Genomic DNA, 16149 nt, shown 5'->3' on the forward strand with positions numbered 1-16149 from the left:
AATTTAGGTGCTATTTTTTATAAAAACTGAAAGATAAAATGCGCATTTCCTTCATTATTTTTCTATTATTGATTTTTGGATTTTGTGGCTTTTGTATTTCTTATATGCGAGCACGCATTCTTGAATACAAACAACATAAGATGCATTCTCGTGCGTATTATTATGGCTGGTGGACATTTTTGATTACTGTTATTCCAGCTTTTATTTTTTTAATTGTTTGGGATGCTGGGAGTACAATTTATTTAGAATATAATGCCTCTCGAGAGCTTGGGGCGTATAGTGCGCATGTAACAAAGTCTGTAAATCATGATCTGCTTTGGGAGACACTTCGAAGTCTCGTCAAAATGATTCATCGCTTTGAGGGGAATCTTTCTACCGCTTCCTATAAGGAAGTGCAGGCACAGTTATTCGCGAAGGGATTGATTTTACCTAGTGAAGCATCGGATGATGTGTTCAAAATAGCACAGTCGTGGGTATTCTTTTCTGAAAAGCTTAAGTTTATAGGCTATGGTTTCCTTTTTATTATTGCGTCTTTGGGTTTTATCTGTGGAATGGTGCAAATTGCGCCTCATCAGCGTGCGCGCAATAAGGTTGAATCTTTTATTATTATTGGATTAATTTGTGCATCTATTGTTGCAGTCTTGACAACAATAGCCATTGCGCTTTCTATGCTTTTTCAGACAGTAAGCTTTTTTCAGTCTGTATCATTTTCAAATTTCTTTTTAGGAACAGTTTGGGATCCGCGTTTTTCCGCGAGCGGCTCAAGCGATGAAGTAGGACAATTTGGTTTAATACCGCTTCTTGCTGGTACGCTTTATATTGCATTTGTCGCCATGCTTTTTGCTGTACCTATAGGGCTATTTTCAGCTCTTTATATGGCTGAGTATGCTTCTGCGCGATTGCGAGCAATTGTAAAACCATTATTAGAAGTTCTTGCTGGCATTCCAACCATTGTTTATGGTTTTTTTGCTTTGAAGGTTGTAGGACCATTTTTACGTGATCTCTCTGTTTCTCTCTCAGATGGGGTTGGGTTTATTATGGCACAAAGTGTTTTGACCGCTGGAGTTGTGATGGGAATTATGTTGATACCTTTTGTTTCCTCTTTATCGGATGATGTTATTACGGCTGTTCCACGCATTTTACGTGAAGGTTCTTATGGTTTAGGCGCAACGCAATCTGAAACAATTAAAAAAGTTGTTATACCAGCAGCGCTTCCAGGGATTATGGGGGCCATTTTGTTAACGGCATCGCGTGCAATTGGAGAAACAATGATTGTGGTTTTGGCGGCAGGTGTTGCAGCAAACTTAACACTCAATCCTTTCGAAGCAATGACTACGATGACTGTTAAGATTGTTAATCAATTGACCGGTGATTTTGAGTTTAATTCTCCACAAACTCTGGTGGCTTTTGCCTTAGGGATGACGCTCTTTGTTATGACACTTTTGATGAATATTCTGGCTCTTTATATTGTACGTAAATATCGGGAACAATATGAATGAATGAAGATTTTTTCCCTCGTCGCAATATTAGCCTCAAGCGTCGGTATTGGGCTGAACGTCGTTTTCGTGCCTATGGTTTGATTGCTATTTTTATTGGTTTGTTTTTTTTATTTACGCTTTTATGGTCTATCATTAGTCAGGGTTATACAGCTTTTTTTCAAAGTGAAATGACATTATTGATTTATTTGGATGAAAAGGTCATTGATCCAAGTGGTCAACATAAAACAAAACCGCGAGTGCTCATGACGGCGAATTATCCACTTCTTGTACGCAATGCTTTAGCAAAGAAACTTAATATAGATCAAAATGACCGCGCCTCTCTTCGAGAAGTTAACCGTATGTTTTCAAATGGTGTCCGCGTTCAGCTGCGTGAAATGGTAACAAAGAATCCAAAACTGATTGGCACAATGCAAAAAGTTAAGGTTTTGGCATCTGCGGATATTGATTCTGCTTATAAGGGACAGATTGATCTGCGTGTAGCAGAAAAAAACCGTAAAGTTTCTAATCGACAAGTAGAATGGATAAAGCGTTTAGCGCATGATGGTACGCTTTATAAAACATTTAATATTGGTTTTTTTACATTTGGCGCTTCAAGTCGTCCTGAGACTGCGGGATTAGGTGTTGCGATTATTGGTTCTCTTTATATGATAGGCATCGTTTTATTAGTTTCACTTCCGATAGGCATAGCAGCGGCTCTTTATTTGGAAGAATATGCACGCAAAAATAAATTTACAGATTTTATAGAGGTTAATATCAATAATCTTGCAGCTGTTCCTTCAATTGTGTTTGGTCTTTTAGGACTCTCGTTTTTTGTTAATTTTTTAGGATTACCACGTTCAGCCTCTTTTGTTGGTGGTCTTGTTTTAGCGCTCATGACTCTTCCCACGATTATTATTGCAACACGTTCTGCTCTGCGTGCAGTTCCTCTCTCTATTCGTGCAGCAGCTTTAGGACTGGGAGCATCAAAAACACAAATGATTTTTCATCATGTTGTTCCTTTAGCTGCGCCTGGTATTTTGACAGGCACAATTATTGGAGTCGCACAGGCTTTGGGTGAAACAGCGCCTTTGCTTCTGATTGGAATGGTTGCTTTTGTTGTTAATATTCCTACAACCCCCATGGATCCAGCAACGGCTTTGCCTGTTCAAATTTTTATGTGGGCGGGTGAAGCAGAGCGCGCTTTTGTTGAAAAGACGTCAGGTGCTATTATTGTATTAATGATTTTTCTTGCAATCATGAATATTTCTGCGGTTTGTTTACGTCGACGATTTGAACGCCGCCAGTAATTTTAATAAAATAACAGTTTTGATAAGATTTTTGTAAGGTGAATTTTTGCAATGAAGATTAAAATGCGAGGTCAGGATGTGAAGGTTTCTTATGGAGACAAAGAAGCACTCCACGGTATTACACTTGATATTCCTGAACATCAAGTAACAGCTTTGATTGGTCCATCAGGATGCGGAAAGTCGACTTTTTTGCGTTGTTTTAACCGTATGAATGATACGATTGAAGGCGCTAAAACAACCGGTCTTATTACTTTAGATGGGGAAAATATTTATGACCAGAGGATTGATGTTGTAGAATTGCGCGCTCGTGTTGGAATGGTTTTTCAAAAGCCTAGTCCTTTTCCAAAATCTATATTTGAAAATGTTGCGTATGGTCCACGCATTCATGGTTTAGTTAAAACGCGCTCTGAATTGCATGATATAGTTGAAAAGAGTTTGAGGCAGGCAGGTTTATTTGAAGAAGTAAAAGACCGTCTTCATGATCTTGGAACAAGTTTATCAGGGGGACAACAACAGCGTTTGTGTATTGCACGTGCTATTGCGGTTAGTCCTGAAGTTATTTTGATGGATGAGCCCTGTTCAGCTCTTGATCCCATTGCGACGGCACGGATTGAAGAGCTTATCGATGCATTACGGCAAAATTATACAATTGTTATCGTAACGCATTCCATGCAACAGGCTGCACGTGTTTCTCAATATACGGCTATGTTTCATTTAGGGCACTTGGTAGAAGTTGGTGCAACTGAAATGATCTTTACCTCACCAAAAGAGCAACGGACGCAAGATTATATTACGGGGCGTTTTGGATAGGTGAATTGAGGAGTGTAAGATATGTCTATGAACCATACTGTCCGTTCTTATGATGCAGAACTAAAATATTTAAAAGCAAGGATTACAGAAATGGGGAGCCATGCAGAAAGGATGATTGAACGTTCTGTCGCATCGGTTGTGTGTAGTGATCTTCAACTTGCAACGACAGTGATTGCCGATGATGTGTTTTTAGATGAAGCAGAACGTGACATTGATGAAAAAGCGGTTGCTATTATTTGCAAACGCCAACCGATGGCTGTTGATTTGCGTGAAATTATTGGAGCCATTCGTATTTCTTCTGATCTTGAGCGGATTGGGGATATGGCTAAAAACATTGCTAAAAGGACAGTTGCACTTTCAGAAATACGTCAATCTGCTTCTGTTTATCATGGGCTTGAAACAATTACAGCTTTAGCACTCAATCAATTAAAAGAAGTCTTAAATGCTTATACGAGTCGCCTATTAGAGCGTGTTGACGCTGTGCGTGAGCGTGATGAGAAGATTGATGCTTTGTATACTTCTCTTTTTCGTGAATTTTTGACATATATGATGGAAGATATGCGCAATATTACGGTTTGTACACACTTGCTGTTTTGTTTAAAGAATATTGAACGAATTGGTGATCATGTTACTAATATTGCTGAAATGCTGCATTATATCATAACGGGTTACCATATGTCTTCTGATCGTCCTCGCGATGACCTTACTTATAAAGTTGGGGTAGGTGAGAAGAAAATAGATTAAAATTTTTCTTATATGTATAAGATAAGTTTGTAGATACTATGAGTATTTTCTTACAGTGCGGCTATAGAAAGAATAAGATAGCCATATTATGGAAAAGTACAAAGAAGCAACAAAGAGTTTTTTCAGAGAAGCATGGCAGATTGCTAACTCTTGGTTTGACATATTTGTATATTGGATGATATCATCACTCGTATTATGGCCGGAGGGGAGTTTTCTTCTAGATCATTTTGTTAAAATTTTATGTTTTTATATTAAAGGGGATATCTGTATTATTTTTTTCAATATCGATGCAAAGAGTTTTGGTATCCAAATTTTTTTGGATGTAGAAGAAGTGGATAGTGTTGCTTTATTGTAATTGAAACGTGTGGGTTATTATGGCCTATATTGGACCATGAAGAATAACAATATTGATCTGTAAATTAAGAGTTTTTTATTTTTTATTTTGCATAGATATTTTTTTATTACCTCTTGTATTAAAATTTTACTGAGTGGTAACAATCGGCTATGTACTTTATTAAGAGATACATTTAAAGCTCATTTCAAAATTTGAATAGCTCAGAGATTATAGGAATGTGTTGCATAAGATGAAAAAAAATCGTTGGAATGTTTTTGTTACCTGTTGTGTAGCGCCGTTAGTTGTTGTGGGGTGTGCTTCAAATCGTTTAGATACTGGAAAAGTAAATAATAATAAGACAAAAACAGTTACGTATCCATTGACAGAGCGTCAATGTCTTATGCGAGCGATGTATTTTGAATCAAATCGCACAAGCCGTGAAGGAATGATTGCCGTTGGGACGGTTGTTATGAATCGTGTTAATTCAACCGCCTATCCTAAGACGATTTGTGGTGTTGTTGGTCAATATAAGCAGTTTGCTCCTGGTGTTTTAACGCGTCCTATGACGGAGAAAGCATCTGTTGCTCGTGTAAGAGAGGCGGCTGATGCTGTTTTACGGGGTGAACGAGATAAGAAAGTTAAACACGCTAAGTTTTTTCATACCGCTGGTTTGTCTTTTCCGTATAAAAACATGCATTATGTTCAGGTTGCAGGGGGAAATGCTTTTTATGAAAAACGATCACGTGATGGGGAACTTCAAGTTCCTACAAATAATCGCCCTTATGATGTTGCTTATGCTTTTGCTCAAGAACGTTCTGGTCATGCGCCAAGCTTTATAGATGAAGGCACAGAAAGTAGGGGAGTAAAGGTAGAGAAAAGTGCATCTCCTTCGATAGAAGTAGCACAGTCCAAAACGGCACATCCTGCGCATTTTGCTATGGTACAGCTTGATAAAGTTCCTATTCCTGCCTATGCACCTCAACATCTAGCTAGGAAAGAGGAAAATAAAACGATTATGACTTTGCCTTCATCAGATCAGTTAAATGCAATTGTTGCAATGTTAGAAAAACGACACAGAAACTGGTAAGTTTTCACGACAAAAGAAGGGTTATACGCCCATTGCGGTTTATGAATTAAGTGATCCTTTAGCGATAATGACACGCATCAATATACGTAGAGAAAGTAAACTCAAAGGATCTAAAAAACAATTTATAATATGACGACGTAAAGAACGCATTTTATTTAAAGAAGGGTATTGGTAATGTACTTTGATATTCATGAGACAATTTCGCCTGAAATGCTTAATCGTCTTGCAGAAATTACAGTAAAAGTGGGGTTGAATTTACAAGAGGGGCAAGATCTTGTTTTGACTGCTCCAGTTTCAGCATTACCTTTTGTTCGGCGTATTGCATATCATGCTTATAAGGTTGGTGCTGGTGTCATTACACCAATTTTTAGTGATGATATGTTATCGATTACACGTTTTGAAAATGCCCATACAGCTAGTTTTGATTGTGCCCCTTCTTGGCTTTATGAGGGAATGGCAAAGGCTTTTGAAAATGGGGCAGCGCGTTTAGCAATTGTTGGTGATAATCCTTTGCTCCTTTCCAATCAAGATTTTGATAAGGTTGCGCGTTTGAATAAGGCGACTTCACTAGCTTACCAGCCTGCTCTCAAAAAAATATCGAATTTTTCTATAAATTGGTCAATTGTTGCTTATCCAACAGCAGGATGGGCTGAGGCAATGTTTCCTTCTTTACCACTGAATGAGGCGATTAAAAAATTAGCCGATGCAATTTTTTCTGCTTCACGTGTTACAGAAGAAGATCCAGTACATGCGTGGGGTGTCCATAACGAGAATTTAAAGAAACGATCATCTTGGCTTAATGAGCAGCGTTTCTCTGCCTTACACTTTACAGGGACAGGGACTGATTTAACTGTTGGTTTGGCAGATGATCATGAATGGCATGGTGGTGCATCCGTTGCTCAAAATGGTGTTATTTGCAATCCGAATATTCCGACAGAAGAAGTTTTCACGACTCCTCATGCTCATAAGGTTGAAGGTTTTGTTCGTTCGACGAAACCACTTTCCTATCAAGGAACACTGGTTGATAATATTGAAGTACGTTTTGAAGCAGGGCGTATTGTTGAGTCTCGTGCATCAACGGGTCAGGAAGTTTTGCAACAGGTTTTGCAAAGTGATGAGGGTGCAAGCCGATTGGGCGAAGTTGCTCTTGTGCCCCATTCTTCACCAATTTCTAAGAGTGACCTCCTTTTTTATAATACCTTATTTGATGAAAATGCTGCATGTCATATTGCTTTAGGGCAATGTTATTCCAAATGCTTTTTAGATGGGGCATCATTGACGTCAGAAGAGATTGCAGCACGTGGTGGTAATAAAAGTGTCATTCATATTGACTGGATGATTGGTTCTGGCGAAATTGATATAGATGGCATTACCCAAGATGGTGTAAGAGTTCCTGTATTTCGTAAGGGTGAATGGGCTTAATCCTGTTATGCCGCATTCGATGTGGAGTGGGATGTAAGCCTCATTGATACGTTAAGTATTTTAGAGTGTTTGGTGAATATTCAAGGCAGGGCTTGGCTATAAAGCCTTTAGTTAAGTGACTCATATGAGTAGGACGCCAAGAGAAATCCACTCATCAAAAATTTGTTTCTTATAGAGCAGATGTAGAGGAAACCTTCGTTCTTTGAGGGGGGAAAAGAAGTCAATTTATTGGTGATACAATTGGAAAGTGTATAATTATTAAAGAAGAGAGATGCCTGAACTTCCTGAAGTAGAGACAGTTCGTCGTGGACTTGAGCCTGTTGTAACTGATGCAAAGATAGTATCTGTCAGACTTAATCGTAGAGATTTGCGCTTTCCTTTTCCTGAGGCTTTTTCTGAGCGCCTTATTGGCAGAACAATTATAGAACTTGGTCGGCGTGCGAAATATTTATTATTTCATCTTTCTCAGGATGAAACGATTTTAAGCCATTTAGGAATGTCTGGTTCATGGCGTATAGAGAATGATCGTTTAAGAACAGTTTTTTCAACGACAAGTAAATTAGTTAAGCATGATCATTTTGTCATGGATATTCAAACAAGGGATGGTGAAGTTTATCATCTTATTTATAATGATGTGCGTCGCTTTGGATTTATGCTTTTAGTCAATACGGACAAGCTTTATGAACATCCACTTTTAAATAAGCTAGGGCTTGAACCTATGAGTAATTCGTTTTCTGGTCGTTATTTACAAAAGGCTTTTGTTAATAAAAAAATGTCTCTCAAGAGCGTTTTACTTGATCAGTCTATTGTTGCAGGTCTTGGGAATATTTATGTTTGTGAAGCACTTTGGCGGAGTCGTTTGTCGCCACAACGTGGTGCATTTACATTGGCATCAAAAACGGCACGTGCATGTGAATTTGCAGATTCTTTAGCACAAAATATACGCAATGTGATTTCTGAAGCCATTTTGTCTGGTGGCTCTTCTTTACGTGATTATATGCATATAGATGGTTCACTTGGTTATTTTCAACATGCTTTTTCAGTTTATGGACGAGAAGGTAAGCAATGTTTGGAATGTGGAACGCCTATTGTGCGTATTTTACAGGCTGGACGTTCAAGTTTTTACTGCTCACAATGCCAAAAATGAATAAGGTGTCTTGCAAAATCTTACAAGAGGCTTAAAGTCGTCGTATCTATAATATAATTACACAAGGCTTGAGAGGTTTTTTTATGCTGAATAAAGTACTAACACATCTTGATGGAAATATAGAAAAGAGCCTTGAACGCCTTTTTTCTCTTTTACGTTTTCAATCGATTTCTACAGACTCGGCTTACAAGGATGCATGTCGTAAAGCAGCTGATTGGTTAGTAGAGGATTTAAAAAGCATCGGTTTTGAGGCTTCACGTCGTGATACACCGGGTCATCCAATGGTTGTTGGGCATCATCCAGGACCTTCGGATGATTGTTTGCATGTGTTGTTTTACGGACATTATGATGTTCAACCTGTTGATCCTTTGAGTTTATGGGAGGATGATCCATTTACACCTTCTTTAAAAGAGAGAGATGGAGAGAAAGTTATTTGTGCTCGTGGAGCTTCAGATGACAAAGGTCAGTTGATGACTTTTATTGAAGCATGTCGTGCATTTAAGAAAGAAACAGGGCAGCTTCCTGTTAAAGTTACTATTTTATGTGAAGGTGAGGAAGAATGTGCTTCTCCTTCCCTTATTCCTTTTTTAAAAGAAAATAAAGATGAACTTAAGGCAGATTATGCATTGGTTTGTGACACGTCAATGTGGGATGCGGATACACCATCTATTGCTCTTTCTCTTCGGGGAATTATGGCAGAAGAGATTATTATTACAGCAGCGAATCGTGATTTGCATTCTGGTTATTTTGGAGGAGTAGCAGCTAATCCCATTCGTATTTTAACGAAAATCTTAGCAGGACTTCACGATGAAAATAATAGGGTAACACTTCCTGGTTTTTATGATGGCGTAGAAGAAACACCTCCACAGATTTTGCAGTTATGGAATGAACTTAATTGTACTGCTGAAAATTTTCTTGGTCCTATAGGGCTTTCTATTCCTGTTGGTGAAAAAGGGCGGAGCATTTTAGAGCTTGTATGGGCACGTCCTACCATGGAAATTAATGGTATTAGTGGCGGCTATGAAGGGGAAGGGATGAAAACGGTTATTGCTTCTCAAGCGAGTGCAAAAGTATCTTGTCGTTTGGTGCATAAGCAAGACCCAGAGAAAATACGCCAAGCGTTGCGTGATTATGTACGTAGCTCAATTCCGGCTGATTGTAAGGTTGAATTTAAGAATCACGGTTCTTCTCCTGCACTTCAGATTTCTGATGATTCATCTTTTATCAAGGAGGCGAAGGATGCCTTATCACAAGAGTGGGAAGTGCCTGCTGTCTTGACAGCCATGGGGGGCTCGATCCCAATTGTAGCAGATTTTCGGTCAATTCTTGGTATGGAAACTCTTTTGGTTGGTTTTGGACTGGCTGATGACCGTATTCATTCGCCTAATGAAAAGTATAATTTAAAATCATTTCATAAAGGGCAGCGGTCTTGGGCGCGTATTCTTGCTGCTTTCGCAAATAGGAGGGTAAATGGCTGAGATTCGCGTTCATCAAGGTGATTTACCAAACTTAGACAATTATAAAACTGACGCCATTGCGATTGATACTGAAACTTTAGGGTTACAACCCCATCGTGATCGTTTATGTGTTGTTCAGCTTTCTTCTGGAGATGGTACTGCCGATATTATACAAATTGCTAAAGGACAAAAGAGTGCACCTAATTTGGTCAAGCTTCTTGGAGATAATGCAGTCATCAAAATATTCCATTTTGGGCGTTTTGATCTTGCGATTTTAGCGCATACATTTGGTGTTATGCCAGAGGCTATTTTTTGTACAAAGATTGCTTCGAAACTCACGCGTACTTATACGGATCGTCATGGCTTGAAAGAAATTTGTAATGAATTGCTGAATGTGAATATTTCTAAACAGCAACAATCTTCGGATTGGGCGGCAGAAACGTTATCACAGGCACAAATTGAATATGCTGCGTCGGATGTGTTATATTTGCATCGTTTAAAGGTTATATTTGAAGAACGTTTAAGACGTGAAGAGCGAGAAAATGTTGCCAAGGCATGCTTTCAATTTTTGCCTATGAGAGCTAGGCTTGATCTTTTAGGATGGGCGGAAGTGGATATTTTTGCGCATAGCTAACTTTAAAATTGGTTTTTAAAAGGAGTTAATTATTGATGTGAGAGGACAAAATGCTTGTACATTATGGGCATTTTATCCTCTCCTCTTTTCTGATAAGAGTTATAATAAATTCTTAAGTACTATTTCATTTGAAGTTTAGGTAATCAAAGTATTTTTGCGAATTCATATTTTTTATTTTTGTAACAGGTTTTATTTGAAAAAAGAAATTTTGAGGAGAGTCTGGAAACATATGGTAGGTTGGAAGACTTAAATCTCTGAAACCGGTATACAGCCTAATTGGGGGAGAATATGAAGGCGTAAATATAAAAACCAAATCTCATTTTTACCATCATTTTTAATTCTGCTTTACGACTTTCAAAAGTATCTAAAGCAATGTCTGTTAAATAATAGAGATTACGCATTGCCTCACGCTTTTGTTTCTCACGTTTTTAATGGATTTACGTTCTTCATGTAAAACAGAACGCCTTAAACGGAATATATTTGTGTTGCTAATTCATGTGCTTTTTTTTAAAGAAACCGGCACCCAAGCCCATGTCACGGCGGTGCTTATGAGTGGTATAACAATAAAGCCCCCAAATATGGTATAAAATTTGTTGAACACTCCCATCTTTACGCTTATGGAGTAACAAGCCATAGCATTACACAATTTGCCAACTCCCAATGTTGTGTAGTCCTTAGCACTTGAGACGGTTCATAGAGGCATTTTTAGTCTTTTTTATCCACACAGCTTTCCTCACTTGTAACATGCAATCAAATGGTTTTGATGGATTCAACATGAAAAAGATTTGGAATGAGAGAATCTTAAGGTATTCAGGGTTTTTATTCAATATGAATAACGCTAAACTATCATTATAAATCAATATATTATATGATTAATCTATAAAGATAACCACGATTATGCTGAACAATGCAAAGAGCAATTCCTAGAAAAGTGTGCTAGAAACAAGTTAGCAAGAGCGCTTTTTACTAAGTCAAAATGCTGCAATAGCTTTTGCATTTAAACAGATTCGCAAGAATCTCCCCCTTTTTTCAAGAGTTTTATCTATATACAAATCTCATTTATGATGTGTAAGCGAATAAATTTGCTTCATGTATAATGAACAAGTTTGAAATGAGAGAGTATTCTGATATTCGAGGGACTCATTTTGTGTGAGGAAATATAAATTATATATATAAATCACTGTGTTAATTTGAAGTTTGTATAGTTTCTTATTTTCAGAAGATACTTCGTGCCTTTATTTATTACTCAATAAGTGATTTCTATGTTGGCAGAGCAGGGCAATTTGCTTTTATTTTAAAATCAAACGTTTCCAAAGCGTTATTTGTAAGGATTTTCACTTTTTATCTATAAACATATTATTTTTCTCTAGAAATTTGCAATGAAGGCACTAGGTAAAATCCATTATGGATATTTGATGAGGTTAAATTTATGAACATAAAATATTTTATTACAGCTTTTGCTACTTTCGCTTCAATCTCTATCGCTCAGGGTGCGAGTTTTTTGGCGTCCCAAAACCTTATACAGAAAGCATCTTCAGCTGTTCCTCCAATAGGTCTTTTTTCTGGTGAACAGCTTCGCAAGGTCTTATCTGAAGTTTTTCAAATAGAACTTTCTTGCACAAATAACAGCGAATTCATAACAGCAGCTAAGTTAGTACCTGTGTCACATTCTGGTAAAAAAAGAGGATATAATCCTAAAAAAGGACCAGGGAAAAGAGGACGGCCAAACCTATTTACACGAAGTCCAATGAGTTTTTAAAAAGTGAGAAAACAACACTGAGAGGTGTAACGTATGCTCGAAAAATGAAGAAAGGAGATATTATCACTTGAAAACAGGGGGGGAACTATTTGTTTAAAGGGTGTTGTGATTGTGCACGGTGAGAATGAAGAGGACTGTTTGGAAAGGATATGAGCAGGAAGATTTCAGTGAAAGAATAATACTGTATAATAGCAATCAGTCATTATAAAATTCATGGGTTTAGATGAATATAACCTAGAGATTTGGGGTTATTTTGTTATGCCGTAAATATCGTCATTTTAAGTGTGATTATATAAGGCATGTAAAACGCCTTGATAAGTGTTTTTAGAGTACGTGGTGGGATCAAGTGAAGGACTTGTCTATAGAACCTTTGGTTAAATGAATTACATGAATGGAAAGCTAAATGAAATCCACTCGACAAAAATCTGGACTATTTGCAGACAGGATCTGATAGGACGCTTTGTCCAAATCGAAGAGAAAACCAAGTATTTGTTTTAATGTTAAACTTTTGATCTTAGAGTGTTTCAAAGAATAAAACACCATTGAGGTGCACTTACGTGCGCTCGTTTTAAAGAAACATTTCTCAACGCTTCCAAGCCCATTTCGCGACGTCATTTATGAAGGGTATAATGGTAAACCCATTGAGTACCACCATCTTTATGCTTATGAAGGGGGCAAGTGTCGGCATTCATCACACACTTTGCTAGCTCTCAATATTGTGACAGCCTTTGGTATGTGAGATGATTTATAAGAGACGTTTTTAGTCCTTTCTTATACAGTTCTTATCCACACGGCTCTTCCTGCTTGCAACATGCAATCGGTTTGGAATGAGAGAATCTTACGATATTCGGGTTTCTTATTCAATATGCGAAATGATGAATTATGTTTATAATCAATCTATTGTTCGACTACAGAATTTATAAAATATTTTTTATTTGTCTATGATGCAATATCAGATATTTTTTCTGCCAAATTGTTTGCTCAATTAATGATTTTCAAAGCAAAGTTTGGTGTGAACACTTTAAGAAAGATCTCTCATCTTTTTTGCTTTAGGGAGAGTTTTAATATAGATGTCAGCATTTATCATACCAGTTGCCTGTCTTGAGGCATTTTTTACAGTTTCGTTTATAAAAGAGTATGAAATAGATAGCCTACAGATAAGATGAAACTCTGAAAAAGACTTTCTATGAGGTTGAGATAAGCAAAAAAATGGTAAATATTTAAAAACAATAAATGCCTAAAGTAAAAAAAGAGCAGGCAAGTTGCATGTGATCTTGTTTCAATTCGTGGATTATTGGAAGTCTTGTTTATGTGCGATACAAGTTTATTTGTAATATAAGCATCCTTTTTATGAAAAAAACAAATACATAGTCTTCACATTTGGTCATGCTAAGGATGAAGGTAAAAACATTATTTGTATAAATTTAAATAGAACGATTGCATTTGACTGTTCTTGATATTGAAAACATTCATAAGTGACATTTTTAGTTTTTTAACGGTTTCACATACTTGCTCGTTTGTAATGTATAGAGGGATGATTTTTGTTGCTTGAATATACAATGGTTTAAGATGAGAGCATTTGAATTTAATATAAAAGGATAATTTTTCATTAGACAAGAGCACATGCTTTCCACGGCGAGAACGCAGATATTTTTGAAAAATTTATAAAGAAGAGCAAATGTGACAAGAGAAAATCATTTGTGCATTGGCATAGTTCAATTCTTATTTATTAAGAGATCAAGCAATTCAGGATGTTTTCATTGGCTTTTTGTTTTTTTTATGAGTGTATCATTTTTGCTACAGATATCTGAAGTTTGGGCTCTATATGAAATGATGTGTTCAAATAAATATTCAGCTATGGAGAGAAAATATGAATATGAAATGGTTAATAACAGCTTCTGCTTTCGCTTTTGTTTCAGTTTCAGCGGCGCAAGCAGCAGATGTTATTGTTCCCCCAAGTCCAACACCTGTTGCTCCCGTTATTGTTGCTCCAACTTTTTCTTGGACAGGTTTCTACCTTGGTGGGCAACTTGGTGGTTTTTCGGGTAAAACGAAAATGGATATTCTCAGTAACGGAAAAAAGATTCCAGCGCCTGATGACCTTTTGCCTAAACTATCTGGTTTCATGGGTGGTCTTTACGCAGGTTCCAACGTTGATCTCGGCAATGGCCTTATTCTAGGTGTTGATACAGATATCATGTGGTCTAATAAAGATGACACGAAGACAGGAAACACATATGTTATTCTTCCAAATCACATAAATTATATTAAGAAGATATTAACAGAATCTGGAATTAGTATTGGTAAAGATGCGCTGGAACCTGGTGCTAAACGAACCCACAGTTTCACTTTTAAAGAAAAGTGGGCTGGTGCGACACGTGTACGTATTGGTTTTGCAGCTGAACGCATTATGCCTTATGTTGCTGGTGGTATCGCCTATACACAGCTTCAAGATAGTGCATCTATTTCAATAACAGGGAAAAATTCAGATAAAGTAATAGCTTCTGGTACCTTGTCTGATGAAACAAAGACCCTTGTTGGTTACACCCTTGGTGCTGGTGTTGATTTAGCAATGACCAATAACGTTATTGTTCGTGCGGAATATCGTTACTCTGATTTTGGTAAAAAGAAATTCTCAAATGATAAATATGAGACATCTTACAAAACCAATGATTTCCGTGTTGGTGTTGCTTACAAATTTTAACAGATGGTAAGTTAAATAACAGAGGCGCTGTCTTTGACAGCGCCTCTGTTATTCTCTGTTGCTATATTATCACGCAATACATAATTTATTGTGGATGTGGAAAGATATTATTCAGATTTTCTTAAAAAATCATAAACAATAATTACATTTAAAATCAATAAGTTATATATATATATATCTTTAGGTTTTTCGTGCAAAACGAAGCTATGGAGTGGTTTTGTCTTGGGCGATTTCTCCATTTTCTGTGACTGTATCATTTTTACTACAGCTTTTCTTTCTGTAATCTTGTAGCACTGTGCTCATAAATAAATTAGGAGCAAAGTTTATGAATATAAAATCTTTAGTAACAACTTCTGTTATCGCTATGGCAGCAGCTTCTGCAGCACAAGCTGCTGATGTTATCATCCCTCGTGAAACAGCCCCAGCAGTCATCTCAGCAGCCCCTTCATTTTCTTGGACAGGCTTTTATATCGGTGGTCAAGTTGGTAACTTTTCAGGTAAAGTTGATGTAGTTGATTCAGAAACAAAAAAGAAAATTACAGATAAAGACTGGACACCTAAGCCTTCTGGTTTCATGGGTGGTATCTATGTAGGTTCCAACGTAGATCTTGGTAATGGCCTCATTCTAGGTGTTGAAACCGATGCAGTCTGGGCAGATCGCGAAGATTCAAAAACGCATTCAGCAGTTATTGGGGATGCAAAGCTTCAAGCTTTTAAAAATGAGCTTACAGCTGCTGAAGCTACATTTGCTTCAGGAAAAAATATTGATAATGTCACGAAGGATGCCAAACGTGTAAAGGGCACCTCTATAAAAGAAAAGTGGTCTGGTGCTACACGTGTTCGCATTGGTTTTGCAGCAGTTGACCGCATTTTGCCTTATTTCGCTGGTGGTATTGCTTATACGCAGCTGCAGGTAGTCAATTCTCTTAAGGCGGAAGGAGCTGATGGTGCCGAAATCGCTTCTGCTAAATTGCGTGATCTATCAAAAACAATGGTTGGTTTCACTGCAGGTGGTGGTATTGACTTTGCAATGACAGACAATGTTCTGTTGCGTGCAGAATATCGTTACTCAGACTACGGTAAAAAAGCATTTGTAAAGGATGGGGATAAAATAGCTTATAAAACCAATGATTTCCGTGTTGGTGTTGCATACAAATTCTAATTTCGTAAAAAACGAAATAAACTTCCAAGAGGCTCTGTCAAAGACAGGGCCTCTATTATTTTCTGTTGTTATATTATTACTCACTCCATATTTATTGGAGATAT

Annotated in this window: 12 protein-coding genes and 2 pseudogenes; 12 read left to right on the forward strand and 2 right to left on the reverse strand. The window is 37.3% G+C overall.

Going from position 1 to position 16149, the window contains the following annotated elements:
* The first annotated feature begins 38 nt into the window (after positions 1–38).
* From pstC to ACFIK8_RS03690, 9 genes are all read left to right on the forward strand, one after another.
* Positions 39–1499, forward strand: coding sequence for a phosphate ABC transporter permease subunit PstC (gene pstC / locus ACFIK8_RS03650; protein WP_375635971.1), 1461 nt, complete (start codon positions 39–41; stop codon positions 1497–1499).
* Entirely contained in the window at positions 1496–2785 is a 1290-nt protein-coding gene (pstA, locus tag ACFIK8_RS03655) for a phosphate ABC transporter permease PstA (RefSeq protein ID WP_375668970.1), read from the forward strand. Before pstC ends, pstA begins: the two co-directional genes overlap by 4 nt.
* A gap of 51 nt (positions 2786–2836) precedes the next feature.
* Complete coding sequence (pstB, locus tag ACFIK8_RS03660) at positions 2837–3595, forward strand: phosphate ABC transporter ATP-binding protein PstB (protein ID WP_273787813.1); 759 nt, start codon at positions 2837–2839, stop codon at positions 3593–3595.
* 21 nt (positions 3596–3616) lie between these two features.
* Complete coding sequence (gene phoU, locus ACFIK8_RS03665) at positions 3617–4339, forward strand: phosphate signaling complex protein PhoU (protein WP_375635969.1); 723 nt, start codon at positions 3617–3619, stop codon at positions 4337–4339.
* 584 nt (positions 4340–4923) lie between these two features.
* Entirely contained in the window at positions 4924–5760 is an 837-nt protein-coding gene (locus ACFIK8_RS03670; RefSeq protein WP_375635967.1) for a cell wall hydrolase, read from the forward strand.
* A gap of 174 nt (positions 5761–5934) precedes the next feature.
* Positions 5935–7182 carry an aminopeptidase gene (locus ACFIK8_RS03675; RefSeq protein ID WP_375668971.1) on the forward strand — a complete coding sequence of 416 codons (1248 nt, stop codon included), beginning with the start codon at positions 5935–5937 and terminating at the stop codon, positions 7180–7182.
* Positions 7183–7453: 271 nt separating this feature from the next.
* The gene (mutM, locus tag ACFIK8_RS03680) at positions 7454–8329 is read left to right on the forward strand and encodes a bifunctional DNA-formamidopyrimidine glycosylase/DNA-(apurinic or apyrimidinic site) lyase (protein WP_375668972.1); all 876 of its coding nucleotides are present in this window, start codon (positions 7454–7456) and stop codon (positions 8327–8329) included.
* 83 nt (positions 8330–8412) lie between these two features.
* Positions 8413–9807 carry a M20/M25/M40 family metallo-hydrolase gene (locus ACFIK8_RS03685; protein ID WP_375668973.1) on the forward strand — a complete coding sequence of 465 codons (1395 nt, stop codon included), beginning with the start codon at positions 8413–8415 and terminating at the stop codon, positions 9805–9807.
* Positions 9800–10420, forward strand: a complete 621-nt coding sequence (locus tag ACFIK8_RS03690) for a ribonuclease D (protein ID WP_273787818.1) — start codon at positions 9800–9802, stop codon at positions 10418–10420. The genes ACFIK8_RS03685 and ACFIK8_RS03690 overlap by 8 nt, the downstream gene beginning before the upstream one ends.
* A 249-nt stretch (positions 10421–10669) precedes the next feature.
* On the opposite strand, the pseudogene ACFIK8_RS03695 reads toward ACFIK8_RS03690, so the two are convergent.
* Positions 10670–11115, reverse strand: a pseudogene (locus ACFIK8_RS03695) (integrase); the annotation flags it as partial.
* 734 nt (positions 11116–11849) lie between these two features.
* Between ACFIK8_RS03695 and ACFIK8_RS03700 the strand changes: the two are divergent.
* Positions 11850–12179, forward strand: a complete 330-nt coding sequence (locus tag ACFIK8_RS03700; protein ID WP_375635962.1) for a hypothetical protein — start codon at positions 11850–11852, stop codon at positions 12177–12179.
* A gap of 527 nt (positions 12180–12706) precedes the next feature.
* Here ACFIK8_RS03700 and ACFIK8_RS03705 read toward each other — a convergent pair.
* Positions 12707–12850, reverse strand: a pseudogene (locus ACFIK8_RS03705) (integrase); the annotation flags it as partial.
* Positions 12851–14049: 1199 nt separating this feature from the next.
* On the opposite strand from ACFIK8_RS03705, the gene ACFIK8_RS03710 reads away from it, so the two are divergent.
* A complete protein-coding gene (locus ACFIK8_RS03710) occupies positions 14050–14883 on the forward strand; it encodes an outer membrane protein (RefSeq protein ID WP_375668974.1) in 834 nt (277 codons plus the stop codon).
* A 325-nt stretch (positions 14884–15208) separates the two neighbouring features.
* The gene (locus ACFIK8_RS03715) at positions 15209–16045 is read left to right on the forward strand and encodes a porin (RefSeq protein WP_375668975.1); all 837 of its coding nucleotides are present in this window, start codon (positions 15209–15211) and stop codon (positions 16043–16045) included.
* The last annotated feature ends 104 nt before the right edge of the window (positions 16046–16149 follow it).

The organism is Bartonella sp. MR168JLCBS, assembly GCF_042194175.1.